The 25,625-nt window shown below is 49.7% G+C and carries 26 protein-coding genes; 10 read left to right on the top strand and 16 right to left on the bottom strand.

Annotation, left to right across the window (positions count from 1 at the left end; all coding sequences use genetic code 11):
• Positions 1-329 precede the first annotated feature (329 nt).
• Complete coding sequence (locus AC5FX6_RS10395) at positions 330-1,550, top strand: S8 family peptidase (protein ID WP_493596986.1); 1,221 nt, start codon at positions 330-332, stop codon at positions 1,548-1,550.
• A 57-nt stretch (positions 1,551-1,607) separates the two neighbouring features.
• Here the strand turns inward: AC5FX6_RS10395 and AC5FX6_RS10390 are convergent, their stop codons facing one another.
• Complete coding sequence (locus tag AC5FX6_RS10390; protein ID WP_493596985.1) at positions 1,608-2,111, bottom strand: GNAT family N-acetyltransferase; 504 nt, start codon at positions 2,109-2,111, stop codon at positions 1,608-1,610.
• 129 nt (positions 2,112-2,240) lie between these two features.
• Between AC5FX6_RS10390 and AC5FX6_RS10385 the strand changes: the two genes are divergently transcribed.
• Positions 2,241-3,239, top strand: coding sequence for a zinc-binding dehydrogenase (locus AC5FX6_RS10385; protein WP_493596984.1), 999 nt, complete (start codon positions 2,241-2,243; stop codon positions 3,237-3,239).
• A gap of 183 nt (positions 3,240-3,422) precedes the next feature.
• On the opposite strand, the gene AC5FX6_RS10380 is transcribed toward AC5FX6_RS10385, so the two are convergent.
• Entirely contained in the window at positions 3,423-5,621 is a 2,199-nt protein-coding gene (locus tag AC5FX6_RS10380) for a S9 family peptidase (protein ID WP_493596983.1), read from the bottom strand.
• A gap of 126 nt (positions 5,622-5,747) precedes the next feature.
• Here AC5FX6_RS10380 and AC5FX6_RS10375 point away from each other — a divergent pair, with 126 nt between their 5' ends.
• The gene (locus AC5FX6_RS10375) at positions 5,748-5,999 is read left to right on the top strand and encodes an acyl-CoA-binding protein (RefSeq protein ID WP_493596982.1); all 252 of its coding nucleotides are present in this window, start codon (positions 5,748-5,750) and stop codon (positions 5,997-5,999) included.
• A 46-nt stretch (positions 6,000-6,045) separates the two neighbouring features.
• On the opposite strand, the gene AC5FX6_RS10370 is transcribed toward AC5FX6_RS10375, so the two are convergent.
• From AC5FX6_RS10370 to AC5FX6_RS10355, 4 genes are all read right to left on the bottom strand, one after another.
• Positions 6,046-6,468: a putative signal transducing protein gene (locus AC5FX6_RS10370; protein ID WP_493596981.1), complete on the bottom strand. Its 423-nt coding sequence runs from the start codon at positions 6,466-6,468 to the stop codon at positions 6,046-6,048.
• A gap of 29 nt (positions 6,469-6,497) precedes the next feature.
• Positions 6,498-6,722, bottom strand: a complete 225-nt coding sequence (locus AC5FX6_RS10365; protein ID WP_493596980.1) for a CDGSH iron-sulfur domain-containing protein — start codon at positions 6,720-6,722, stop codon at positions 6,498-6,500.
• Positions 6,723-6,860: 138 nt separating this feature from the next.
• The gene (locus AC5FX6_RS10360; RefSeq protein WP_493596979.1) at positions 6,861-7,661 is read right to left on the bottom strand and encodes a hypothetical protein; all 801 of its coding nucleotides are present in this window, start codon (positions 7,659-7,661) and stop codon (positions 6,861-6,863) included.
• A 234-nt stretch (positions 7,662-7,895) separates the two neighbouring features.
• Positions 7,896-10,334: a GAF domain-containing protein gene (locus AC5FX6_RS10355; RefSeq protein ID WP_493596978.1), complete on the bottom strand. Its 2,439-nt coding sequence runs from the start codon at positions 10,332-10,334 to the stop codon at positions 7,896-7,898.
• A 240-nt stretch (positions 10,335-10,574) separates the two neighbouring features.
• Between AC5FX6_RS10355 and AC5FX6_RS10350 the strand changes: the two genes are divergently transcribed.
• Complete coding sequence (locus AC5FX6_RS10350; RefSeq protein WP_493596977.1) at positions 10,575-11,207, top strand: hypothetical protein; 633 nt, start codon at positions 10,575-10,577, stop codon at positions 11,205-11,207.
• Positions 11,208-11,298: 91 nt separating this feature from the next.
• Here AC5FX6_RS10350 and AC5FX6_RS10345 read toward each other — a convergent pair whose 3' ends face one another.
• On the bottom strand, positions 11,299-11,574 hold the full coding sequence (locus AC5FX6_RS10345) for a hypothetical protein (RefSeq protein ID WP_493596976.1): 276 nt from the start codon (positions 11,572-11,574) through the stop codon (positions 11,299-11,301).
• 158 nt (positions 11,575-11,732) lie between these two features.
• Between AC5FX6_RS10345 and AC5FX6_RS10340 the strand changes: the two genes are divergently transcribed.
• The 4 genes from AC5FX6_RS10340 to AC5FX6_RS10325 all read left to right on the top strand — a co-directional run bounded on the left by AC5FX6_RS10340 (position 11,733) and on the right by AC5FX6_RS10325 (position 15,041).
• Positions 11,733-12,347, top strand: a complete 615-nt coding sequence (locus AC5FX6_RS10340) for a deoxynucleoside kinase (protein WP_299987013.1) — start codon at positions 11,733-11,735, stop codon at positions 12,345-12,347.
• A gap of 114 nt (positions 12,348-12,461) precedes the next feature.
• Positions 12,462-14,129: a DUF8614 domain-containing protein gene (locus AC5FX6_RS10335; protein ID WP_493596975.1), complete on the top strand. Its 1,668-nt coding sequence runs from the start codon at positions 12,462-12,464 to the stop codon at positions 14,127-14,129.
• Positions 14,130-14,134: 5 nt separating this feature from the next.
• Positions 14,135-14,590, top strand: a complete 456-nt coding sequence (locus tag AC5FX6_RS10330; protein ID WP_493596974.1) for a hypothetical protein — start codon at positions 14,135-14,137, stop codon at positions 14,588-14,590.
• A gap of 229 nt (positions 14,591-14,819) precedes the next feature.
• Complete coding sequence (locus tag AC5FX6_RS10325) at positions 14,820-15,041, top strand: hypothetical protein (protein WP_493596973.1); 222 nt, start codon at positions 14,820-14,822, stop codon at positions 15,039-15,041.
• A gap of 164 nt (positions 15,042-15,205) precedes the next feature.
• Here the strand turns inward: AC5FX6_RS10325 and AC5FX6_RS10320 are convergent, their stop codons facing one another.
• The 5 genes from AC5FX6_RS10320 to AC5FX6_RS10300 all read right to left on the bottom strand — a co-directional run bounded on the left by AC5FX6_RS10320 (position 15,206) and on the right by AC5FX6_RS10300 (position 19,895).
• On the bottom strand, positions 15,206-16,345 hold the full coding sequence (locus tag AC5FX6_RS10320) for an NAD(P)/FAD-dependent oxidoreductase (RefSeq protein ID WP_493596972.1): 1,140 nt from the start codon (positions 16,343-16,345) through the stop codon (positions 15,206-15,208).
• Between the two features lie 2 nt (positions 16,346-16,347).
• Positions 16,348-16,605, bottom strand: a complete 258-nt coding sequence (locus AC5FX6_RS10315; protein ID WP_493596971.1) for a hypothetical protein — start codon at positions 16,603-16,605, stop codon at positions 16,348-16,350.
• On the bottom strand, positions 16,602-17,255 hold the full coding sequence (locus tag AC5FX6_RS10310) for an alpha/beta hydrolase (RefSeq protein WP_493596970.1): 654 nt from the start codon (positions 17,253-17,255) through the stop codon (positions 16,602-16,604). The genes AC5FX6_RS10315 and AC5FX6_RS10310 overlap by 4 nt, the downstream gene beginning before the upstream one ends.
• Before the next feature lie 57 nt (positions 17,256-17,312).
• Positions 17,313-18,260: an alpha/beta fold hydrolase gene (locus AC5FX6_RS10305; protein ID WP_493596969.1), complete on the bottom strand. Its 948-nt coding sequence runs from the start codon at positions 18,258-18,260 to the stop codon at positions 17,313-17,315.
• A 147-nt stretch (positions 18,261-18,407) separates the two neighbouring features.
• The gene (locus AC5FX6_RS10300) at positions 18,408-19,895 is read right to left on the bottom strand and encodes an APC family permease (RefSeq protein ID WP_493596968.1); all 1,488 of its coding nucleotides are present in this window, start codon (positions 19,893-19,895) and stop codon (positions 18,408-18,410) included.
• 338 nt (positions 19,896-20,233) lie between these two features.
• Here AC5FX6_RS10300 and AC5FX6_RS10295 point away from each other — a divergent pair, with 338 nt between their 5' ends.
• Positions 20,234-20,437 (top strand): hypothetical protein, encoded by a 204-nt coding sequence (locus AC5FX6_RS10295; RefSeq protein WP_493596967.1) that lies wholly within the window; start codon positions 20,234-20,236, stop codon positions 20,435-20,437.
• Here AC5FX6_RS10295 and AC5FX6_RS10290 read toward each other — a convergent pair.
• The 4 genes from AC5FX6_RS10290 to AC5FX6_RS10275 all read right to left on the bottom strand — a co-directional run bounded on the left by AC5FX6_RS10290 (position 20,434) and on the right by AC5FX6_RS10275 (position 22,564).
• Entirely contained in the window at positions 20,434-20,910 is a 477-nt protein-coding gene (locus AC5FX6_RS10290; protein WP_493596966.1) for a hypothetical protein, read from the bottom strand. The two genes, AC5FX6_RS10295 and AC5FX6_RS10290, sit on opposite strands and share 4 nt — an antisense overlap.
• Before the next feature lie 113 nt (positions 20,911-21,023).
• Complete coding sequence (locus tag AC5FX6_RS10285) at positions 21,024-21,386, bottom strand: Rieske (2Fe-2S) protein (protein ID WP_493596965.1); 363 nt, start codon at positions 21,384-21,386, stop codon at positions 21,024-21,026.
• Positions 21,387-21,394: 8 nt separating this feature from the next.
• Positions 21,395-21,766, bottom strand: a complete 372-nt coding sequence (locus AC5FX6_RS10280; RefSeq protein ID WP_493596964.1) for a DUF3221 domain-containing protein — start codon at positions 21,764-21,766, stop codon at positions 21,395-21,397.
• A 114-nt stretch (positions 21,767-21,880) separates the two neighbouring features.
• A complete protein-coding gene (locus tag AC5FX6_RS10275; RefSeq protein WP_493596963.1) occupies positions 21,881-22,564 on the bottom strand; it encodes a hypothetical protein in 684 nt (227 codons plus the stop codon).
• Positions 22,565-22,974: 410 nt separating this feature from the next.
• On the opposite strand from AC5FX6_RS10275, the gene AC5FX6_RS10270 reads away from it, so the two are divergent.
• The gene (locus AC5FX6_RS10270) at positions 22,975-25,506 is read left to right on the top strand and encodes a PIG-L family deacetylase (RefSeq protein ID WP_493596962.1); all 2,532 of its coding nucleotides are present in this window, start codon (positions 22,975-22,977) and stop codon (positions 25,504-25,506) included.
• Positions 25,507-25,625 lie beyond the last annotated feature (119 nt).

Genomic DNA, 25,625 nt, shown 5'->3' with positions numbered 1-25,625 from the left:
TTAAAATTTAATTTTTTAAGGATAGTGCTTTGTGAATGTAAACCTTGTATTCAGAGTCACGTATAACGTCGGTTTTGAATATAGTGAGATTGATTATTCTTTAAAAATACCTCTTACTGCTGTATATACAGGAAAAAGAGTGCTGATTTTAGTGCAATTTAAATGTTGTAACAACGTGCGGGTTTTAAATAGTGTTAGGTGCTTTTTCAAAAAAAGTGTGCAAAAAAATTATACTTTTATTTGGATATATAAATCCTATTCAATAGTTTAGTTTTCACTATCCTTATAATAAACCTTAAAACTTTAACTAACCTAACATTTTTACACGTATGAAAAACACCTTACGCGTTAAGAACGTCCTACGTTCTGTACTATTTGGGGCAGCTCTCTCTACTGCCGCAGTTACATTTACCTCTTGCGACTCTGAGGCTCCTGAAGCAACTGAAGTAGCAGAGAATTTACAGACCTCAACTCAGAATGGGGCGATCATTAAAGGTCAGTACATTGTTGTATTTAAGAAAGATGCTAACCTGCGTCTGGATGGTACTGCAACGTATGCGCAGCGTGTAGGCGCAGTGCGTGAAATGGGCCAGGAATTATTTTCTTCTAACGGTATTGCTAACGCTACTATTGAGCAGGCCTATGGTCAGGCGATTATCGGTGTGGCAGCCAAACTGACGGACGGACAGGTAGAAGCGCTTCGCCGTGACTCACGCGTAGCCTATATCGAGCCGGATAGAATCGTGATGCTGGCGAAGCCAGGAACAGGTGGTGGCGGTTCTACAGGCCAGGTTGTACCTTACGGCATTGCCCGTGTGGGGTATGGTGACGGCACCGGTAAGACTGCTTGGGTGATTGACTCAGGTATTGACCTGACGCACCCTGACCTGAATGTGGATGTAAACCGTAGCAGAACTTTCTTCACTACAGGTAGAGATGCCAGCGATGCAAATGATGGCAATGGTCACGGTACACACGTAGCAGGTACGATTGCAGCTAAAAATAACTCGATCGGTGTGATAGGTGTAGCCCACGACGCAACTGTTGTAGCTGTTAAAGTGCTCGACTCACGCGGAAGTGGTTCTTACTCCGGTGTAATCGCTGGTGTTGACTATGTGGCTTCGGCCGCTCAGTCTGGCGACGTGGCTAACATGAGCTTAGGTGGCCCAACTTCTCAGGCATTGGATGATGCTGTGATTGCTGCTGCCAGCAAAGGCATTAAGTTTGCCCTGGCTGCCGGTAACGAGTCTACACACGCCAACAACTCGTCTCCAGCACGTGCTAATCATGCAAATATCTACACAGTTTCTGCCATGAACTCTTCTGACTCATGGGCAAGCTTCTCTAACTATGGCAACCCGCCGGTAGATGTATGCGCACCTGGTGTGAGCATCAACTCTACCTGGAAAGGTGGTGGTTACAACACGATCAGCGGTACGTCTATGGCGTCTCCGCACGTAGCAGGTCTTCTGTTGCACGGTCCGCTTAAGACAAGTGGTTTCGTAAAGAACGATCCGGACGGCAACCCAGATCCAATCGCGGTGAAATAACCTGATCTGTTAATGAAGGTGATACAAAACGGGCAGCTGAAAGGCTGCCCGTTTTTTTTATGTGAGCAGTTTACGCATCACATAGTCGTTCATCCAGTAAGGCCCGATCGGGATGTCTTCTTCCAGGTATACCTCATAGCCGCATCGCTCATAGAAAGTCTTCGCCTTGTTGTACCTGTTCACATTGAGATCCAGGAAACGCGCACCTATTTCTCTGACCCGTGTCTCCATTTCTTTTAGCAGCTTTTGACCTAACCCTTCGCCCTGGCGGGTAGGGAGCAGGTATATCTTGTTCAGTTTGTAGCTGCGCTCTTGATTATCTTTTTCAGAATAGGCGGCAAAACCGATCGGCTCCATCTTATCAAACAGCAAAATAAAAGTCTGCCCTTCCTGCATCTGGCGTTCCAGCGCTTCAGTGGTATAGATCACGTCAAACATAAACTGAATCTGCTCAGGCGAGAGAATAGAGCGATAGGTGGGCTCCCAGACAACCTCCGCTAGGCGATGAATAGTAGGTATATCGGATAGAGTTGCTTCTCTGAAATTGAAATTGCTGCTCATATGCTGTTTAGGTTACGTTGCAAACAACGAAGATAGGCCCTGCCGTATAAAATGCCAATGTCTGGCCACACAGGTTTTCGGCTAAAGGCAGAAATTATATCTTTGTGTGCATACCTTAAACGATATACTATGAGAGCCATCTACCTTGAAGCGATCAACAGTCCTTTTGTGATGATCGAGAAAGAGAAGCCTACAGCCGGACCCGGTGAAGCCATTGTGCAAGTGAAAGTCGCTGCTCTGAACCACCGCGATGTTTGGATACAGTACGGTCGCTACTTTACCAAAGACTACCCAGCCATACTGGGTTCTGATGGAGCCGGTGTTGTAACTGAAGTAGGAGAGGGAGTGGACGAAAGCTGGGTTGGACAGGAAGTGGTAATTGACCCATCCACTGACTGGGGGGATAATCCGCATGCACATAGCAAGGACTATAAAGTGCTGGGTATGCCACAAGACGGTGCCTTTGCGGAGTATGTCAAAGTGTTGGCATCGAATCTGCACCTCAAACCTGCTCACCTGAGCTTTGAGGAAGCAGCTGCGCTGCCACTGGCTGGGGTTACGGCTTACCGTGCCATGTTTACCAAGTGCAATCTGAAAGCTGGAGAGCGGGTGATGATTACTGGTGCCGGCGGAGGCGTAGCCCTCTTTGCGGTGCAGTTTGCAGTAGCTGCGGGAGCGGAGGTATGGGTAACATCCGGCTCGGATGAGAAGATCGAAAAGGCCAAACAGCTGGGTGCAACCGGCGGCATTAATTACAAGAAAGAAAACTGGGGCAAGGAGTTGAAAGCCGAAGTAGGCGGGTTCGATGTGAGCATTGACGGCGCCGCAGGCGAAGGTTTTGTACAGCTTGTGAAGCTGGCGAAACCAGGTGGGCGCATTGGCATTTACGGCGGCACGACAGGTATGATCGGGCAGATCAACCCGGCTGAGATATTCTGGAAGCAACTGGCGATTCACGGCAGCACCATGGGCACCAACCAGGACTTCGCTGAAATGATCGCCTTCGTGGAAGAGAAAAAGGTGAAGCCTGTAGTAGATATCGTGTTTCCACTTGAAGAAACGGAGCAAGCCATGCGCTACATGGAAGCCGGCAAGCAGTTCGGCAAGATTGTGGTGAAGGTGAGTTAAGCTGATGCTGTGATGTGATATGAATCATTTTTGTCATCTCGACGATAGGAGAGATCTGGATTGTATCAATACCTTATCAATAGTTCAGATTCCTCACTTAATTTCGAAATGACAGTTATAAATTAAAAGCCCGCTGCAATACTAGTTGCAGCGGGCTTTCTGATTTTATTTCTTAACTCTTAATTATTCTTCGATCCCGGCCAGTTTCAAGAAGAAGGCGTACTGCAAGGCTGTTTCACGGTATGGCTGGAAGCGGCCTGAAGCGCCGCCGTGACCTGCTTCCATGTTAGTCTGGAAGAGGAGCAGGTTGTCGTCGGTCTTCATCTCCCGCAGCTTGGCCACCCACTTGGCCGGCTCAAAGTACTGTACCTGTGAGTCGTGCAGACCAGTTGTGACAAGCATGTTCGGATAGTCTTTTGCCTCTACGTTATCATAAGGCGAGTAAGAAAGCATGTAATCGTAGGCATCTTTGTTGGCCGGATTACCCCATTCGTCAAACTCACCAGTGGTAAGTGGAATGCTAGTGTCGAGCATGGTGGTGATCACATCTACAAACGGAACAGCCGCATGCATGCCTTTGTACAAATCAGGGCGCATGTTGGCAACAGCACCCATTAGCAGGCCACCGGCACTGCCACCTTGTGCAAACAGCTTGTCCGGGTTGGTATAGCCTTGCTTGATCAGGAATTCTGACACGTCAATAAAGTCGGTGAAGGTATTTTTCTTCTTCATCAGTTTACCATCCTCATACCACTGACGGCCCATCTCCTGACCCCCACGAATGTGCGCGATCGCATACACAAAACCACGGTCGAGCAGGCTGAGACGCACAGAGCTAAAGCCTGGGTTCATGCTGATGCCATAGGAACCGTAAGCGTACTGCAGTGTTGGGTTGTTGCCGTCGAGTTGCAGCCCTTTGCGATACACCAGCGAAACCGGAATTTTGGTGCCGTCTTTGGCGGTGGCATAGATGCGCTTGGCTTCGTAGTTGTTTTTGTCGAAGTCACCTACCACTTCCTGTTCTTTTAGCAGAGTTCTTTGCTTTGTCTCCATGTTATAGTCAAACGTGGAGCTTGGCGTTGTGAGGGAGCTGTAACCGTAGCGCAGTACCTTGCTGTCGAAATCCGGGTTGATGCTGATGCCAGCGGTATAGGCCTCTTCACCGAAGTCTACATAGTAATCGGTTTTAGGATCATTCCATTTCTTAATGCGGAGTTGGGTAAGCCCGTTTTTGCGCTCCTCCAGCACCAGGTAATCTTTAAAGATCTCTGTGCCTTCCAGGAAAGTGTCAGCACGATGCGGAATCACTTCTTTCCAGTTCTCCTTAGTGGTTTTGCCAATTGGCGTCTTCATCAACTTAAAGTTGGTCGCGCCGTCTTTGTTGGTGCGAATGTAGAAGCTGTCGCCGAAGTGGTCTACACCATACTCCAATCCACGCTCACGCGGTTGTATGATCTTGAAACCGGCTGTTGGGTTTGCGGCATCCACGAATCGGTACTCCTGCGAGAGCGTGCTGCTGGAGCCGATGATGATATACTTATCTGATTTGGTCTTGTATACAAAGGTGTTGAACGTCTCGTCGGCTTCGTGGTATACCTCCTTGTCCTGTGAGGTAGGAGTGCCCAGGGTATGCCGGAAGATCTTAAAAGAGCGCAGCGCCGGATCTTTCATGGTATAGAACACCGTCTTGTTATCGTTGGCCCACACAGCTCCGCCCGTGGTGTTAGGTATACGGTCCGGTAATATTTCGCCGGTCTGCAGGTTTTTGAAGCGAATGGTATACTGACGGCGGCTCACGGTGTCTTCCCCGAAGGCAAGCAAACGGTTGTCCGGGCTCACGTTCATGCCAGCGGCAGAATAGTAGCTCTTGCCTTCGGCACGCTCGTTAGCATTGATCATCACCTCTTCCTTCGCATCCAGACTGCCCTTTTTGCGGGCGTAAATCGGATACTCTTTGCCGGCTTCAAAACGGGTATAGTAGAAGTAGCCGTTTTTCTTGAACGGCACTGACTCGTCGGTTTGCTTGATACGGCCTACTATCTCGTTAAAGAGCTTTTCCTGTAGCGCTTCCGTATCAGACATCACCTGTTTGGTGTATTCGTTCTCGGCGTTCAGGTAGGCGATCACTTCCGGGTTCTCGCGCTCATTCATCCAGTAGTAATTGTCGATGCGGGTATGGCCGTGTGCTGTGAGTTCTTTCGGTTTCTTGGCAGGGCTAGGTGGCTGTGGCTGATTGGCCTGTACTGCCGTTTCAGCAGTCTGCTCGGTTGTGGCAGTCTCTGTTGAAGTGCTAGGTTGGCTTGAACTGCAACTGGTACCCGCCAGTAAGCAGGCAGAGAGCAATAGTGCCGGAGCAGTCGCACTGTTTTGTGTTTTTTTCATAGTGAGTATCTGTTAAGTCGGTATAAAAATAAGGAAAATCCCGAGAAGATAAACATAAATAAAAGTTATGCATGCAGCGTATATTTTTATACCTTGGCATTACTTAAAACAAAAATCTGACACACTATGGCAACACAGGAAGAATTTGAGCAGGCAGTGGCCCAATCTAAAGAGCTAACCGAGCGTCCGTCCAATAACATCTTACTGCAACTCTACAGCTTGTACAAGCAGGCAACGGAAGGAGATGTGAATAATGAACGACCGGGCGGCTTTGATTTCAAGAACATCGCAAAGTGGGATGCCTGGAAGAATCTGGAAGGCACCAGCCCAGAGGATGCCCGCGCACAGTACGTGCAGTTGGTAAACAGTCTGAAGTAAGATACAGGTATAGCAAGTATAAAAAAAGCGCCCCTTGGGGCGCTTTTTAGTTTTCTTTCCAGGTATAGCCGCAATCATGGCAGCCATACCGTCGGCTTACAAAGGGTAGTGTGATGCCAAGTGTGCCACCGAAAAACCCCCGCGCTGAAATGCTCTTTGAATCACAGAGCGGACAAGCCTCCGTATCCTGGTATACCTGAGGTGGAACTTCCAGCTCTATGTTCTCGTCGAGGATGTACTCGCTCGTGCCGCGTTCGATGCGGCCCAATAGTTCCAAAGCTTCTTCTACATCGCCTTCTGTTACCTGCAACTTCACGCCGCCCACAGCCAGTGAGTAAAACGGCTGTGCCGCAATTATCTGCTCGTCCCCCAGAAAGCAGAGAATTCCCTCCGCTTCAAGACGGCCTTTCAGAATATGGGCTTCAGTTGGTTGGCTGAAGGTGGCAACAGTGATCAGACGCTCCGCCATGGTATACAGGTTATGTTAGGTCAGGCTGTTTACTGTTTTTTAGGCGGCAGGTCAAAGGCCTCTGCGTCGTGCTCGAAGTGCCCTTTATGGGAACCGTCACAGAAGGGTTTGTTCTTCGACAGACCGCAACGGCAGATCGAAACGAGCTCCCGGCCGCCCAGTCCGTACACATTACCGTTCTTGTCCACGATCTCAAATTCTCCCTCTATTCTCAGAGAGCCATTGTTGTTCACTGTTATTTTAGTCTTCGCCATTGTCTTGTGTTAAGTACGATAACAAATATAGTCTTTTGACAGCACATTTGCCAGCAGCTATGTTCTGGAAATGGGCTATAAACGACACAGCCCCCGGACTTCGAAGTCCGGGGGCTGTGTCTCTGAGAAGTGCCAGTGTTAGTTACTGTACACGTAGTTGAATGTTTGGGACTTGCCGTTTGGCAGCGTTACTGTCTGGCTGATCGGCATGCCACTGTCGTCATACTTGTAAGAGTAAGAACGCGTGAATGTTTTCTTGCTGTTGTGCACTTCCATAGAAGAACGCACCAGGTTGTTTGGGCTGCTGGCTGTGCCTGGCTCTGCAAAAGCATGCAGTGGGTTCAGGTTAGCGTCGAAAGAGTTGGTTGTAGTAGAGTACAGCTTAGCAGCTCCTGAACCATCAACTACAAACTGCTTCTCCTGAGCATAGTTACCGTTTGGCATCACGTTGTACGTCGTGAAAGACTTTAGTTTGCCTTTGTCCTCAGTGCCTTCATAAACAGACTTCTTGCTCAGCTTGTTGGCAGCATCATACGAGTAGGTTGTGTAGTTTTGGTACTCCGGCTTGCCACCCATAAAGTAAGTCGCAACTGATTTGCTCAATTCACCTTTATCGCTGTAGGTATAGTGCTGCTCTGTGAGTACAGTTTGGCTTTTGCCAGCGAAAGTTGTGCTCTTGATCAGGCGGCCCTTGTTGTCACGCTCATACTTATCGAAGCTCTCTACCTCACCAGTTTCCTGATTGTAGTGGTTTACCTGTGTAAGCTGCTTGCTCACTACTTTGAAAGATGTAACCTCCGCAGAGTCTAGCATGACATGTGACAGGGTACCCTGATCAAAAGAAGGCTGAGCAGACTCGTTGTCGTTCTTTTCGCAAGATGATAGAGCTACCACGCCAAATACAAGCATGGCGGGTAAAAAACGGTTTTTCAATTTCATTTGGCTAAAAGTTGAAAAGTGAAAATAAATAAACAGCACAGGGCGCTTCCCCGGCAGTCTCAGGTAAAACGCCCTTTCCTTCAAAATAATTGCACAGATGTAAAGAAAATCACAGATGTACCTGTGATTGGCAGAATGTTACAAATTTAACTTGATTGTAAATGGTTGATATTTAGATATTTGATCGTTGTGTGTATTGAGTAAAAAAGTTGTGATTTATATAAAAGTGCAATTTTAGTTCAAAGCAGCAGTCTGTGCGATCTGTAACAGCTCGTCTCCGGCATCTATGTCATGGCGCAGCTGCTCCTGGAAATTGATCGAGATGCGTAGTGCTCTTAGTCCCTGTACCCCTTGCAGTTCCTCTATCTCCAGATCCTCTATTTCAGGTTCTATGTAGCCTTCCGCCTGCAGGAAATCAATGTAGCGGCGGTACTCCTGTGCTTCCCGTTGCTGCGTGTACACAATGGCTACTTTGCCAGGTTGGGTCAGTCGCTCGTCCGTGCCGCGGAGGGTGGCCTTGTCTATGCGTTTTTTGATGATCTCGTAACGAATGTTGTCAGCACCCTCAACATCAAACTTCTTCTCGTCGAGTCGGAAGCGGATACAGATCGGATTGCTGTGCACGAGAATCAACTGTGTAATCTCGAGTGGCAATTTCAGGTTAGCACGCAGTTTGTGTATGCGGCGGGCAATCTCACAGGTAAGCATTAACTGCCACAGGCGCATGTTTTTCAGGTATAGCTCCTCAAAGTTGCCTCCGCTCAACAGCGAAGCACCAATGTAGATGTTATACTCCAGCCCATCTGTTTTATATTTCTCAAAGTAATGCGGGAAGATCTGCTGTGCTTTTTCCTCCTCCCGGTCCAGAAAACCTGAAATGGTGTCGTTAATCAGGTATAGGCTCTCCTCGTATGCACGTCGCTTATTGTACACCACACCGTTCGGATTGTTGGTCGCCTTACGATAGGCATCAATAGCCGCCTGGGTGGAAGGGTACTTGTGGGAAAAGTGATTGAACAGCGGCTCTATCTCCGTGCGCAGAAATTCCAGCACGATGGCTTCGTCGCCGGAGCTCAGTTCATGCACCAGGTTTTGAGAGTACTTGTCGATCTTGTACACCAACTCATCCAGGATTGAGAGCGGCAGCATATCTTTAGCGGCAAGTATCACTTCCTTGGCCAGCACCAGTTGGTCGAGCAGGTCGCCCTGTATGGCCTTGTTGCGCTCAGACGCTGAACTGCGAATGTCCGACACGCCATAAAGCGGGTAAATATCTCGGAACACGATCGGTTCGATCTCGGCTGGTACGTTGCGCTCCATTTTATCCAGCAGGTTAATGGCTGCCTGTGTGAAGCGCCACTCCACTATCGGGTGGATAGCGGTATACTTCTCCTTGATGATGTTCTGAATACTGCTGCGCAACTCCTCCAGCATCCGGTTCAGCGCCAATGCAAATAGTGGCAGAATCTCCTTTAGCTTAATAGTAGAGAGCGCATTCAGTTCACCAGGTATAGGAGAGGCCAGCTCCAGCATCCCGATCGTTTTGCCTTCATAGTGCAGCGGTGCGATGATCAGGTTGCGTACCCCTGTTTTGATGAGCTCCCTTTCCAGTCTGCCCGGCTCCTCCAGTTGCTCCAGATCATCCACCACAATGGTGTTGCCTTTGGCAAGTACGGGGGCGTAAATCGAGTCGGTGAGGTCTTCGAGTTTGATAGGCGAGCTTTTGGTGAGCACCAGGCCGTTCCAGGTTTTGCGGGCATAATTGGTGTCAAATTCCTGCAGGGCAGGGAAGGAAGCCAGTCCTAACTGCAATCCCGGTAAGCCAAAGAGCACGCGCAGTTTTTGCTGCAAACTCTCAAAGCCCTCCTGCGAAATCACAGAGTCCTGGTCGAGCAGGTCGAAGCGCAGCGATGAGATGGTTTCTTCGTTGGTAACATCCGTGAAGTCATAGATGGCAAAGCCGCTGAACTCGAAGTTGTCGGGCGGAAGTTTCTGCATCCAGAGATCCAGGTCATTGTAGCGGTTTATCAGAAAGTTGATTTCCTGCGCACTCAGCTTCTTGATCTCTCCCTTGGCTTTCACTTTCATGAACTTCAGGTCGACACTCAGCTTATAGTGCCGGTCCAGTTTAGTAAACTTGTCCTTGATACTGAAAATAAAAGGCTCGTCCACCACAAAGTTCGCGTTGTAGAACTTCTCCAAAATTAAGGTATAGGCCGAAAGCGTCTGACGGAAAAGCAGGGTTTTGAGGTCGAGGTTGAGCTTTTCGGTATAATTACCGCCCCCCAGAAGGTTTAGCTCCTCCAGTCGTGGAGTGGCGTAGAAGCTGTCAAAGTGAAACGGAAGCACCGTAGCCCGCAAGTCGTTCTCCCAAAGGGCGCTCGGGAAGATATCCTCCATCAGGATATCAACCGTGTCGATGTACTTTTCAATAATAGACACATCCTCGATCGGCTCCAGCAGTTCAGGATTTTTGCGCAGCAGACCGGCCAGCTCGTTTACACGAGCCACGTTGCAGTTCGGGTCGGTCTCGATCTTGTTCTCCCAGTAAGACACAAGCGGCGACAGACTGAGCGTAGCCTTGAACGGAAACCGCTCGGTACTCAGAATTATTTCGTCCCGGTTAGGTATAGAAACAACGGTTTCGTGGAAGTTGTCCCTCGTTTTACGCATATAAGTTTTTCGGTTTGAATGGGGGAAGAACGTGTGTGGCACAATCCCAGGTACAGTGCAGGCGAAATGCCTGTCCTTGCTTTAAACGTAAGCCACTGTAAAAAGATAGCAAGTGGGGTGTTATAACTGGTGCAGGTATAGCAAAGAATTAAAAATATAGCTTGAATACGATATTCTGGCATAATATTTAATAGAAGAGTGGTGTTAAAAGAGTATGCAGTAACCTAATAAAACCAACCTATGAAGAAGATACTTATAGCTGTTTGGATGCTTGTAGTTACTTTGAGTTCGCTAAGCGCACAGGCGCAGACCAAATCGAAACTGGAGCAGGATCTGGAAGATTTTCGTGCCTGGATGAACAAAAGAGTGAATCAGGGCGATAGCGTAACAAGGGCTGAATGGCCGGTTATTAAGCAAGAATTCAGGTCACGGACCCAAAGCCTGGAAAGGCAGCGCGGCCAGATGAGCGAAGCTTCGAAGCAGGAGTACGGCGAGCTGAAAGACCGCTATAATGAATGGGAAGCCGAGAAGGAGGAGCGTTACGGACAGCCACTGAGCCGCGAGACGGCCGCTACCTGGGAGCGACGCCTGGCCGGCACCAACAAGATCGGACAGCTGAAGGCCAATCAGTTGCGCGGCACTTTTATCAGGTTCATGGAAAACGTGCGGGCGCAGCGCACCGACTGGACCCTGCGAGACTGGGACTACGCCGAGCATGTATACCTGCTATTGAGCGACCGCAAGCAGCAAGTTCTTGAGCAGATGACCAACAGCGATAAGCTGAAGGTGGCAGCCCTCCAGGTGGAGTTCAACACCCTGCGCAAGAGCCGTGACGCCAAAGACAGGTATAACCAGATGCGGGAGCAGCGGTAGCTATACCTGGCCTGATCAAGCCAGCCCCCTTAAGACAGCGAGGGCGTGCAGTATCAACTGCACGCCCTCGCTGTTCTTGATTAATACGTTTCTAAATAGCATTCTGGCCTTTGGTGCCGCCAGACTGGTCTTTTTTGTCGTTTCTGCCTTGGTTTGGACCCTTGTCCTGTTGCTGATCGCTTAGGCTGCGGTTGCCTTCCTGTCCGCCTTTGTGCTTCGCTTCCGGCTTTTGTTCAGACTTGTTTTTGTCTTGATTGTGTCCTTTTGTCATAGCTTTCTTAAGTTTGATTTCACCCTTAAGTTTACGAAGCAGGGCTGGTGGAGTTGAAGCAGAGCCATCTTGCAGGTATAGCTTTGGGAATGACATATACCTTGATATGTGAAAAATTGGAGTGTTAATCGGTCCTACGTGTAGTAAAGCGCGATGTGTATAACCTCGTGGGTAAGTTTCAGAATTTGGCGGCGTCATCCACGAAAAAAAGTTTTAATTTTACAGCCGGTTTTTTCACCACTTATACCATTACCATGCACATTGCGATCGTCGGCAATATTGGCGCCGGCAAAACCACCCTGGCCACAAAACTTTCCCAGCATTTTAAGTGGGAGCTATACCTGGAGGCAGTAGAGAACAATCCTTACCTAAAGGATTTTTATGAAGATATGGAGCGCTGGGCTTTTCACCTGCAGGTATTCTTTTTGAACAGCCGCTTCGGCCAGGTGCAGCAGATCCAGTCTAAAGACGGTCACGTGATTCAGGACCGCACCATTTACGAGGATGCTTTCATTTTCGCTAAAAACCTGCATCAGTCCGGGCTGATGACCACGCGTGATTACGAAAACTATTTTGCGCTCTTTCAGTCTATGATCAGCATGGTGAAAGCGCCTGACCTGATGATCTACCTCAAGGCCGATCTGCCTAAACTGATCGGGCAGATTGAGAAACGCAACCGCGACTACGAGAACAACATCAGCATCAACTACCTGCGTAACCTCAACGAGCATTACAATAACTGGATGAGTACCTACGACCAGGGTAAACTGCTGGTGATCGATGTGAACAACATGGACTTCGTTGCTAATCCAGAGGATTTGGGAAGTATTATTGAACGTATCAATAGTGAGTTGTTCGGCTTGTTTTAAGACAAGTCTTACAACTCGCATAGGTATAAGCCGCTGCTCTGATAAAGGGTCGCGGTTTTTTTCTTTTCCCCCAAATCCTGTATATTCCGTCCTTAATAGATAACCTTATAAGACATGAAATCACGCCACCTAATACTAGCCTCTGCCGTGGCTGCCATGACGGCCGCCTGCACGGGTAGTACCACCAACGAAGCGCAAACAACTGAAACGGTGCAGACCGATGCTGCTGCTACTGACCTGCAGCAAAAGCTGGGCATGTACACCACTGTGCGCCTGACAGCCGACATGAGTAGTCTGAGCGAGAAAGAGCGCCAAATGATTCCGTTGCTGATTGAGGCCGGTAACATCATGGATGAGCTGTTCTGGTACGAAGCTTATGGTAAAAGGGACTCTCTGCTGAATGCGCTGACAGATGATGCCGCTAAGCAATTTGTGAAGATCAATTACGGCCCCTGGGACCGCTTGAATAACAATGAGCCTTTTATACCCGGTGTGGGACCGAAGCCAGATGCGGCTAACTTTTACCCGCATGATATGACGAAGGAGGAATTTGAAAAGGCTAACCTAAAGGATAAGGCCAGCCAGTATACCTTCCTGCGTCGAGATGCTAGCGGTAACCTGATCACGGTGCCTTATCACGTGCAGTTCAAAGAGCAGGTGAAGCGTGCTTCTGATTTGTTGCGTCAGGCGGCAAACCTGGCCGAGGAGCCCGGTCTGAAAAAATACCTGACCCTGCGTGCCGATGCCCTGCTCAACGATAACTACCAACCAAGCGACCTGGCCTGGATGGACATGAAGAACAACCGCATCGATGTGGTGATCGGCCCAATCGAGACCTACGAGGACAAGCTGTTTGGCTACAAAGCCGCGCACGAGGCTTATGTGCTCATCAAGGACATGGACTGGAGCAAGCGCCTCGAGAAGTATGCGGCCTTCTTGCCGGAATTGCAGCGTGGCCTACCCGTAGCCGCCAACTACAAGAAGGAAACACCCGGCACCGACTCCGATTTGAATGCATACGACGTGGTGTACTACGCTGGTGACAGCAACGCCGGCAGCAAGACGATAGCTATCAACCTGCCTAACGATGAAGAGGTGCAGCTCAAGAAAGGTACGCGCCGTCTGCAACTCAAAAACGCGATGCAGGCTAAGTTCGACAAGATCATGCTCCCGATTGCAGATGAACTGATTGCTGATGATCAGAAACAGCACGTTACCTTTGATGCCTTCTTCGCCAACACCATGTTCCACGAAGTGGCGCACGGTCTCGGCATCAAGAACACCATTAACGGTAAAGGTACAGTGCGTGAAGCCCTGAAGGAACATGCTTCGGCACTGGAGGAAGGCAAAGCCGACATTCTGGGACTGTACATGATCACACAATTGCACAAGAAAGGCGAATTAAGTGGCAGCCTCGAAGACTACTATACCACATTCATGGCAGGCATCTTCCGTTCGGTGCGTTTCGGCGCAGCCAGTGCACACGGTAAGGCCAATATGGTACGCTTCAACTTCTTTAAAGAGAACGGCGCTTTTGAACGTGATGCGCAAACCGGTCAATACCGTGTGAACTATGTGAAAATGGGAGAGGCCATGGATAAGCTGTCCGAGCTGATTCTGACACTGCAGGGCAACGGTGACTATGCCGGTGTAGGCAAACTGCTGAACGAGCAAGGCCAGATCAGTGCTGAGCTGCAAGCCGACCTCGACCGCCTGAGCCAGAAGAACATACCGGTAGACGTCGTGTTTGAGCAGGGAGTGGATGTGCTCGGGTTGAAATAAGAAACATGGAGTTACTGCACTGGAAACAGGAAAACCTGACTTCCCGGAAATTTATCCTTATAGGGGACAGTGGACCAGTAGGCGAGCTGACCTTCAGAGGCTGGACAAGTAACGATGCTGATTTCAGTTCAGAGCGGATTAATCTCTATTTTCAGCGGCAAGGCTGGCTTGAGCATGACGTCACCATCCATTTCAAAGAAGAGGTGATAGGTATGAGCAAGACCTCAGGCTTCGGAAAAACTACTACAACCTTGGTCACCGGAGAGCAGTTCACGCTCCATGGCAAGCCGCTGGACAGTAGCAGAGAATTGATGGACGATGCTGGTAATGTCCTCATGCGCTTTGAGCAAGGTAGCTTTACAATCACAAGTGGTCAAGTTTCCATTGCCGCGGATATTCCAGAGCTTACCAAGCTTCTGCTGGTAGCCACCGGCCTTTACTTTAAGCACCTTGGCCAGTAGTGTAATTGCTCTTGTTGATTCCTAACTTTAGCAGATTCAACTATATAAGTATTTGATATTCTGAATAAAAAGCCCTGCTATTTGGCAGGGCTTTTTTGTTAGTCTAGCATTTGTGGGTTTGCTGGCGCTGAGGGCAAATTGTGGAAAACTGCTTCTAAATATAGACAACTTAAAAAGAGGCTTGGGAGTAAGATAGTTTTCCAACTCACTTTAAATCAAATATTTAATTATGAAAAATTTTGTAAAATCCTTCTACGATTTTAACAGAGACAGTCCGCAGGAGCGCCAGGAACGCAACCAACTATACCCCGAACTGGCCAGATTCCACATTGCCCTTCGCGAAGAGATGAGCGAAGAAGAGTATCAGGAATTTTATAGAGCGGAGAAAGACGCCGCCAGAAACCTGATTATACCTACCCCTAACCCCTCGACTCAATGGATGCGAATGTAACGCGTACTGACAATAGCAATTGAAAAAGGTAAACCACGACTGGTTTACCTTTTTTGTTTTTGCCTACTCAGGCTCAGTGTTAAATGCGTCTACCTTGATGACTTCATGCTATAAGGCTTTGTAAAAGGTTCTCTTAGCATCATGAAAAGGAGTGATTATACCTGTTACAATTTCTCCAGCACCAATTCGGCCCCATCTTCACCTACCAACGATCCAATCGCTACCCCCATGCCGCCCATGCGCACTGCACAACATACATGCTCCGATACTGACTGCACGACGGTAGTCTTACCAGGACCTACCCCCATGATACCACTCCAACGCTGCTCCACTTCGTAGGGTGTGCCAGGCAGGATAACTTCGCGCAATAGGTCGTCCAGTTTATTTTGTACCAGTTCGGTTAGTCCCATTTCGGTTGTTTCCTCAGTTTTGAAGTCGAGGTTGCGGCCGCCGCCGAACAGCACCCTGTTGCCGATGTTGCGGAAATAATAGTAACCGCGATCATAATGGAAGGTGCCTTTGAACTGCAGATCAGGTATAGGCTTGGTGATAAGGACTTGCGCCCGGGCGGGTACTACCTGTAATTGTGGCAGTAACTGGCGGGCAAAGCCGTTCGTTGCGACCAGGGCTGCACGGGCAGGTATAGCGATGCCTTGTTTTGTGAGGGCGGTTATACCTGTGCTCTCTTCCTGCAGACTTTCAATCTCCAGTCCGTTCAGCACGATCACACCCAGGGACTGTACTTTCTGCGTGAGCGCCAGTATCATCTTGCCCGTGTCGATCTGTCCTTCAGCAGTGCTCTCGATCAGGTGCGCTACTTGCCTGAAGCCAAACGCACCGATCTTTTGGTCTGCCAGTCGGTATACATCCTGTTCGCCGATCACCTGCTGAAGCTGCTTGTTCAGGTATGGCAATCGTTCGAGACAGGCTTCATAGAGTGGTTGCTGGCTCTGCTCAAACAATTCGTAGCCGCCCCATCGGTGAAAATCAATGGCCTGGTCGCCAAGGTTGCGACGCAGGCGCTGCAACCCTCTCCAGCGGCGCTCCACCAATGCAAATACCTCCTCCTCGCTGTGGTGGCTCAGGTCGTCCAGTAGCTCAGAGGGGCTGCCGAAACAGGCAAAACCGGCATTGCGGGTACTGGCTCCAGTAGGCAGCAGGCCGCGCTCCACAACCAATACTTTCAAGGTAGGCTGCTGTGCTTTCAGGTATAGCGCCGCGTTCAGACCCACAATGCCGCTGCCCACGATGAGCACATCCACGTGACTGAAATACGATTCTTTTTCCCAGAAACTCAACTCCATGGCTACTCGTCTTCGCGGGTGTAGGTATGCTTATAATTGCGTGCTGTCGCCTCGTCGATTATCTCAAAACCGGTGAGCATGATCTCCCGCTCGCCACTGTTATAGCCGCGCACAAATACGCCTTCCGGACTTTCATAAATAGAGTAGTTATGCTGACCGAAAGGGTAAAGGTTATTGCTTCTGAGGGTCGTGGCATTGGTAAGGTCGGCCGTTTGACCGTCCGGCGTCTTAATGATGAATTTCTTTTTATCTGTTGTCATGTTTCGCAATCTTCTAAAATCTTATCCAAGATAGCACTTATCTCGGAAGCATGGCTCAAAACCATCAGGTGACCGGCTCTTTTTACTTTGATGATGCCCGGGTAGGTACTCATCGGCAGTATGCGGTCAGCGGTTCCGTGAATCATCACCGCGTTTTCATAGTGATCGGGTTGTTGCCAGTTAAGCAACTGCCCGATGGCCCAGCGCAGGAAGTGCGGGTCCGTTTCGAGGATCACCTGCTTGAGGAGTGCTTTTTCTGCTTGGGTGCTGGCCCCGAACAGCAGCGGACCAACAAAGTGAAAGCGCTTGAGCAAAGAGACGGGTATAAGGCGATGCATCCGCAGGAAGCCCATCAGGCGGTAATACCAGGGCAGGATTTTGCTGCTGGCAATGCTGGAGATCAGGATGGTTTTGCGCGGGTCCAGAAATTTGGCCAGCTCTATCGCCACTACACCGCCAAAGGACATGCCTATCAGCACGGGGTTGGGTTCGGTGATCTGCTCTGCCAGTCGCACTGCGTAGTCGTGCAGCGGCTCGTCTTCCTGAGGTTGGATCCAGCGTACGTATACCTTGTTCGCGCATTTGAGGTGCAGGAACTGAAACATGCGCTCGTCTGCCCCAAGGCCGCTGATAAAATAAACGGTGCTCATATAGCTGTGTTTCTACGGCTATTGGCCGTGTACGGCAGCAAAGCTACGGCTTTTCTACTAATCGAGCAGGGCGACCTCCTGGCTCAGAAATGACAGTACATCTCGTACGGTTTCCTGTGCCTGCTCTTCCATCGGGATGTGCCCGGCACCCGCATATAGTTTCAGTTGTGCTCCTCTTATACCTTGCTGAAACCGGCTTGCATCTGTAACAGGCACCCAGGCGTCGGCTTCACCCCAAAGGATGAGGGTAGGCGCCTGCACCTTCGCCAGCTTGTGCAGGTTGTCAGTGTCTACTGTATTCAGGCGATCCACGAAAGCGTTCCGATTACCCGCTCGGAGCAGCAGGTCATGGCTCAGGCTGATCGTCTCTGGTTTTAGCTTACTATCATCGCCGTACACTTCCTGGAGGCTTTTTTCCACAATAAACCGGGGTGTGACAAACTTCAGCGAATGCTTGAGCAGAGGAGTCTGGGCCATTCGGAAAGGCAGCGTGATGCGTTTGTCGTTGGCATTGGTAACGCCGGTAGGGGAGACCAGGATCAGCTTCCGAACCCGCTCTGGATGTGTGGCAGCAAAGTCGTAGGCGATCTGACCACCCAGGGAGCTGCCCCCTATATGCGCCTGCTTAATATCCAGGCTGTCCATGAAGTACAGGACCAGGTCGCGGTAATAGTCGATCGAGTAGGAGCCGGAAGCATTGGGGCCAGTGAGGCCGAAACCAGGCAGGTCGAGCCGTAGCACCCGGTACTGCTTGCTGAGCTCAGCAGACCAGCCGTCCCATGTGTTGAGCGATGCCGCCGTGCCATGCAGCAGAATGATCGGTATACCTTGCCCTTCGTCTCGGTAGTGCAGGTCGGCACCGGCTATTTTCACGAAATGGGAGGAGGGTGTCGTATACCTGGCTTTCAGCTCATCTGCAGGTATATCCGCTCTGATCATCAGCGCTAATGTGACGAGGAGTACCAGTATAGCTGCTATTGCTATACGCTTTGCATTGAAACGCATGGGCCGGAAGTATAAAGTGTGATTGCTTGTACTAAAATATAAAATTGTTGAATTGATTTTGCGCCAGCAGAAAAATTTTTAGGCAAAACAAAAAAGCAGCCTGCCATCACCTGACAGACTGCTTTTCAGTAGTTTGATAAGACTATACTACAATCCCGACTCCTTCTTAAACTTGCTTCCGAAGAAATAATAAACCGGGATTCCCAGTGCCACGATGATCAGGCCTGGCCAAGTATAAACGGGCTTATAAATAAGCAGGATCACGCAGATGCCAGAAGACAGAATCACATAGAGAGCTGGCAGGATCGGGTAGCCGAATGCTTTGTAAGGACGCTTCAGATCCGGACGACGCACGCGGAGCACAAACACGCCAATGATAGTAAGGATGTAAAAGAGCATCACCGCAAAGATCACATAGTCAAGCAGGTCGTTATACGTACCGGAAAGGCAAAGAAGAGAGGCCCAGCCGCACTGTAACCAGAGTGCCGCAGCTGGAACGCCGTTTTTATTCAGATGCCCCATCTTCTTAAAGAACAACCCGTCTTTTGCAATGGCATAATATACACGAGCTCCTGAGAGTATAGCACCATTGTTACAGCCAAAGGTGGAGATCATGATCAGGATGGCTATACCGATGGTGGCCGGATAACCACCGATCACTTCTGCTACTGCCGTCGCTACGCGGTCGTTGGAAGCATACTTGATGCCCTGCGCCATCACGTCGGTGGCATTCGGGTCGCCGTTGAGTGGCAGCACGAGCAGGTATACCAGGTTGATGATCAGGTAGAGGCCCATCACAATGGCACTGCCTATTACCATGCTCAGCACGATGGTGCGCTTCGGATTCACAATCTCATCACCCGAAAATCCGATGTTGTTCCAGGAGTCAGCTGAGAAGAGCGCGCCTACCATGGCTATGCCAATAGCGGTAATCAGTGCCATACCTACAGGTGGTGCTTCGCTGGTACCTGTGGCCGCTGCGGCAGAACCCCAGAAGTCAGAAAAGTTGGCCTGCACCGCCGTATCGTTGATCCCGAAAAGCAGCCCGAAAAGTATCAGGCCGAACAGGGCGATCAGCTTGGTGCTGCCAAAGATATTCTGAATCAGTTTGCCGCTCTTCACCCCGCGAGAGTTGATATACGTCAGGTATAGGATACTTACAATAGCCAGTAGCTGGACTGACGTGAAGTTAAAGCCCCCCAAAGAGAACAGCACATTGTCTTCGCTGAACCAAGGTATAAGCACCCCGGTAAATCGGGCAAACGCCACGGCCACAGCTGCAATCACTCCTGTTTGAATCACAAGGAAGAGCGTCCAGCCGTAGAGGAAGGCCACCATTTTATTGTAGGCTTCTTTCAGGTACACGTACTGGCCTCCCACTTTTGGGAACATAGAGGACAGTTCGCCATAACTGATGGCACCCACCATTGTCAGGAAACCCGAGAGTGCCCACACCAAGAGCATATTGCCCGGACTTACCACCGCCCTTGAGATATCGGCGGTCACTATGAAGATGCCCGAGCCGATCATACCGCCGGTCACGATCATGATAGCGTCAAAAAGGGTGATCTCCCGTTTAAATCCGCTCTCTTTTTCTTCTTTCTGTATTCTTTCTACTTCTTCTATATCCTGCATAGCAGCTGTCTTGAACTTGCATTATCAGCCTTCGGTCCGTCTTCTGGCATCAGCTGAAAGACAAAATTAAACCTAATTTTTTGTGATAAGGCAAATGGAGGGCATTATATGCAGGAATGGCGAAACGGAGTAATTATATATAACTATACCTGGTAATAATTGCTCTTTTTTGCTCAAAAATAATGTGGTCGTTCATCCGATTTTTCAGGCACTTCACGGATATTTAAAGGCCCTTGGTATAAAATAGTAGTAAATGAAGCAACAGTACCTTGCATAACAAAGTACTATAGAATAACTTTGTTACAGTAAATAATTGATAACCACTAAATATTAAAGCCATGAAAGTATTATTCTTAATCGCCGCCACTGTATCATGCTTCGGTCTTGCACTGCAACCAGATACCAAAAACAATCAAGTAGTAGAAGCAGCTGTTGCCAGCCATGTTGAAATGGAGGTAGAAGAGCCCGTGATGACCGTGCTGCTTGATACTGTAGTGATCACACCTGTTGCCCCTCATGCGGTAGCTGCCAATGTTCGTTAAGCCATGGCAGCCCGCTGGTCGGCAGCTGCTTTATCATCCTGCTCCAGGAGCCACTCCTCGGCAAGGTGTCGCTCATAAAAGTTTTTCATGGAGAGTTGAGAGCTTACCCGCTCTTCAAGTTCTCGGGCAGCGATCTTGCTGAACATGTTAAAGGAGTAAACATGCGCCATGTAGCGCAATCCTGCTTCCAGCGTATGTGGCAGCCACTCAAACTGGAGCCAATCATTGGCTTCCTGCCAGTCACCGGTTACCTCTGTCTTGTCGTTCAAAAACTTCGGACAATGGTCTTTTCTTAAGAGTTCGAGATAGGCTTGCGCGGCGCATACAACATCATCTGCCGTGATATGACCTTGCCACTTGGCCTCTATGTAGTCTTTCTTACGCTGAATGGTCACGTATACATCGCCCATCATGTGGCGAAGTTCGATTGGTGCAGGCAGTGAGGTTTCAGGACGAGTGATTTTGGCAGCCATAAAGTAAAATCAGTTGTTTGAGCCTTGTAATGTAAGCAATTTGTACCCCTCAACTGCGGGGTCTACCATAATTTTGAGTGGACAACACTCACATGAGGGTGAAAAGTCCTTTTTCAGGAAGTACCTTCCTTCTGCTCAACTCCAATAAACACCCCTTCTTCTCGTAGCTCTACCGGGTGCATAACCGCCTTGCGTGTGCGGAATTCACACTCCCGCCCATCTCGCATGCTGTATCTGTAGCTGTGCCAGGGGCATATCACTTCATCCAGGTAATTGGTAGTGCCTCTGCTGAGGGAATAGCCCAGGTGCGGGCAACCGTCGTCAAGGGCGAAAAAGCCTGTGGCGGTATGCGCAAAGCAAATTGACCTGCCATCCAATACTAGTTGTTTAAGTTTGCGCAGGGGTACCTGTTCACGGGCTTGTGATGCGCTATCAAACACTTTGTGCCAGGTATAGCGCGCTTGGTCCTTTTCCATCTGTCCTGCTAGTTACTTACCCTGATGGCCGCTGCATGGGCCTGCACCGGAAATGATTCCATCACCTCCTCATCAAACCAAGCCTCTACTAACTGCCCTTCGCGCAAATGCTCCAGGCGAAGCGTGGCTCCCTCCATATTCTCTATGTAAGTTTTGGCATCAATGCGGAGTGTCGCCTTGGTATGGCTGGTCTCCACACCTTCCACAGACTCGACCAGTACAACGGCCACGCCTTCTTTCTTCTTGGAGTTGGTTTTTTTGATGTTGGTGATGTTGCCCCGCATGTCGGGCTGCGTGCTGGGGATCTGGAAGCCATCCTGTGTCTGGCACCCGGCCAGCAGACAAGCTACCAGGGGTAGTATGCTGAAGTATCTTCTCATAGTTATAGGGTCGTCTCAAGCCCCAAGCCTTACATAAGGCAGGGCATGCTTTTGACATTTGTACGCAGGAGGGAGATGATTAGTAATAGCTCGCAGCGCATTTTTATTTGTGCCTTAGGCTACCCGCATAAATTGGTCGGATAACTCTCTGCGCAGGTTCTCGCCTTGTGTGTAATAAGAGAGAAAGTCCGTGCGGCGGCAAGTTGCCAGGCGTGGCTCCTGACGTAAAGTAAGTCTTGAGCGTTTGCCAATTGTGAGTAGGCCGATCCCTTTGCGCTCGCAAAGTTTGGAAAGATAGTCCGCCATGGAATTGCCGCGCCAGCACAGGCTGCTAACCTGTAAGCCTAACCACTGATGGTCGGCAGGCTGTTGCTTCAGCTGATCCACAGCAGCTTTCAACTGCTGCTCCATGTAACGCTTACGAAACCTGGAATGCACATAGAAGCCAACTACAGCGAGTAGAGCAGGGATGGAGGCCAGTGCCACCCAATTCCCGGATAGATAGCAAAGATAAGCTGAGGTCCCAAAGATAGCGGCGGCAGTGAAGTAGCGGGCTCTGCCCAGGCCCTTTTTCTTATAAGTGCTCAGCAGGCGTGCCAATTTGTTAGAAGCAGCGGTGTTGAGGGATACGGCAAAGAAGCAGTTGTCGTGTTTCTGATAAGCAAATAGCGCATCGGCAAAGGTGCCATGCTGGGTTGGGACCTGCTTGTTTATGACTAAGCCAGATTTTTTTTCATGTTTGGCATAGTAAGTACCAAGAAATTCAATCGCCTGGTCCCCGATTCTGTTTTCTGCCATTTGCGTCAGATGTTTGTAGCCTTCAAATATATTGTTTCATAGATGGGGCTATCCAGTAACACTGATGAGCCTTAGGCAGGATGCGGTAAGTGTCTTCCACTTTTTTACAAATATAGTAAGCACAAAATATAAAGCTAAAAATTTAATTATTTTTTTTTAAAATTTGCTTTAACCTATAGTCTTCTTGGCTAAGTCCTGACTCGTCATATTACAACCCTATATCATCTGATTTTGAGCCATACCATGTATGGCTGACTTAAGTGCAAAATAATTGTGCCCATTGTTATATGTCGGGTTATGCATACTTTCTGTCAGGTATAAGCCGCTAAAACTGGCTCGGATGAAGCAAATTTTTTAGATTTACAGCACGGTGTTGACTGCTTATTTTCAACACTCCTTTAAACGAAACTATGAGAAAAAGTTTTTCGCTCTTATTCGCCTTATTAGGACTGCTAGCCGTTAGGTCCGTTCAGGCGCAGGCACCTGCCAAACCACACGCAGCTGAGTTACTGCAAGATATTAAAAAACTGAACGTGCTGGGCACGGCACTTTACCTGGCGGCGCATCCCGATGACGAAAACACCCGCTTCATTGCCTATCTCTCTAATGAGAAGCTGTACAACACCGGCTACCTGTCCGTGACCCGTGGTGATGGCGGGCAAAATCTCATTGGTCCTGAAATCCGGGAAGGGCTGGGTATCATCCGTACGCAGGAACTGCTGCAAGCTCGCCGCACAGACGGAGGTAAGCAGTTTTTCACCCGCGCCAATGACTTCGGCTATTCTAAAAACCCGGAGGAGACGTTTGCCACCTGGGACAAAGAGAAAGTACTGCACGATGTGGTATGGACAATCCGCAAGTTTAAGCCCGATGTGATCATCACACGCTTCTCCCCAAAACCTTCCGAAACGCACGGGCACCACACTGCATCAGCTATGCTGGCAAATGAAGCTTTCGAAGCGGCTGCCGATCCGAAGCGATTCCCGGAGCAGCTCAAGCATGTGCAGGTATGGCAAGCCAAGCGTGTACTCTGGAATACCGGCGTATGGTCTTTCCGCAGCCAAAAGGAGTTTGAAGACTACGGTTCACAGCTTTTGAAAATAGATGTAGGCGGTTATAATCCTTTGCTTGGCAAATCCTACCCGGAGATCGCTGCCCTGAGCCGCAGTATGCACAAGAGCCAAGGCTTTGGTGCTACAGGCACACGGGGTATCACCATGGAGTATCTGGAGCATACAAAAGGTGAGCGTGCCAAAGAAGATTTGTTTGAAGGGATAAACACAACCTGGAGCCGTGTGAAGGGCAGTGAGAAAGTGGCGGCTCTATTGCAACAGGCCGTTACCGAATTTAAGCCAGAGCAGCCCGCTGCCGTAGTGCACACCTTGATAGCCGCCCGAAAGGAGCTAGCCAAGCTGCCTGATAGCTACTGGAAGCGCATCAAAACAGAGGAGCTGGAGCAAGTAATCAAGCATAGCCTGGGTCTATACCTAGAGGCAGTGGCCACGGAGTATGCGGTGACGCCGGGCGAACGCCTGAACTTGCAATTAGAAGCCATCAACCGCTCAGCTATACCTGTTCAACTGGTAGGTATGCGTCCTTCCTTTGCGGACAAAGACAGCGTACTCAACAAGAAACTCGCTCCGAACGAAGTACACCTGATTCCTTTCAGGATGCAGGTTCCGGCATCGGCACAACTTTCGCAGCCTTACTGGCTACGGGAGGAAGGAACGCTGGGTCTTTTCCGGGTAGATGATCTCCAGCAAATTGGGGCGCCGGAAAACCAGCCAGCCGCTGAGGTACAGCTTGACTTGCTGATCAGTGGAGAGCCTTTCCGCTATACCGTGCCGGTAGTGTACAAGCGCAATGATCCGGTGGATGGAGAACAGTACAGACCGCTTGCCATTACACCACCCGTGTTTGTGAACATCTCCGAGAAAGTGCTGATGTTCGCCTCGCAGGAGCCAAAACCGGTGCATGTGCTGGTGAAGTCGGGCAAGGCAGGTATAAAGGGCAGCCTGGCCCTGCAATTGCCTAAAGGCTGGAAAGCGGAACCAGCGCAGGTGCCTTTTGATTTGGAGCAAAACGGAGCAGAGCAGTTGGTACGCTTTATGGTGCATCCGCCCAAAGGACAGCAGGAAGTAGAACTGAAAGCAGTGGCAACAGTAGGTGGCAAAGCCTATACCCGTGGACTCAATGTAATCCAGTACAGCCATATTCCTACACAGACAACCTTCCCCGAAGCCGTAACCAAAGCGGTACGACTCGACCTGAAGCGTAACGGCGAGCAGATCGCTTACCTGATGGGTGCCGGCGACGATATCCCTGCCAGTCTGCAACAGATTGGCTATAATGTGACCCTGCTTAAAGACGAGGATATTACAGATCAGAATTTAAAGCGCTTCGATGCGGTTATCCTTGGTGTGCGGGCCTACAATACCGTGGAGCGTATGAATTTTTACCAGCCACGTCTGCTCAACTATGTACAGCAAGGCGGTACCGTAATCGTTCAGTATAACACCGGACACAGCCTCAAAACAAATACAGTTGCGCCTTATCCATTGAAGATATCGAGCCAGCGGGTGACGGTGGAGGATGCGGAGGTACGCTTCCTGAAGCCGGGTCACCGTGTGCTCAACGCTCCTAACAAGATCACCAAAAAGGACTTTGAGGGTTGGGTGCAGGAGCGTGGTCTTTACTTCCCGAGTGAGTGGGGCAGCGAGTTTGAAGCCGTCCTATCCAGCAACGACCCAGGCGAGCCAGCCCGCGACGGCGGCCTTCTGATTGCGCGTTTTGGTAAGGGGCACTTTGTGTATACCGGTTACTCCTGGTTCAGGCAGTTACCTGCCGGTGTGCCGGGTGCTTACCGCATCTTTACCAACCTGATCTCGCTTGGCAACGGGCAGGGCGCCCAGGGAAGCAGTGCTGACAGTGCAGTAAAATAAGCAACCAGCATAGCCAAATGCTCTGTGAGCCCCCTAAGCCAGATATTTTGAAAAGCGGGATTCGGAGACAACGATCACAGCTAATTACAAGTCACGTGCCTGAAAAGCCATGCTACTTG

It is taken from the genome of Pontibacter sp. LHS2, from assembly GCF_058932845.1.
The sequence above is the reverse complement of the archived record's forward strand: the minus strand, read 5'-3'. Positions and strand labels throughout refer to the sequence as shown.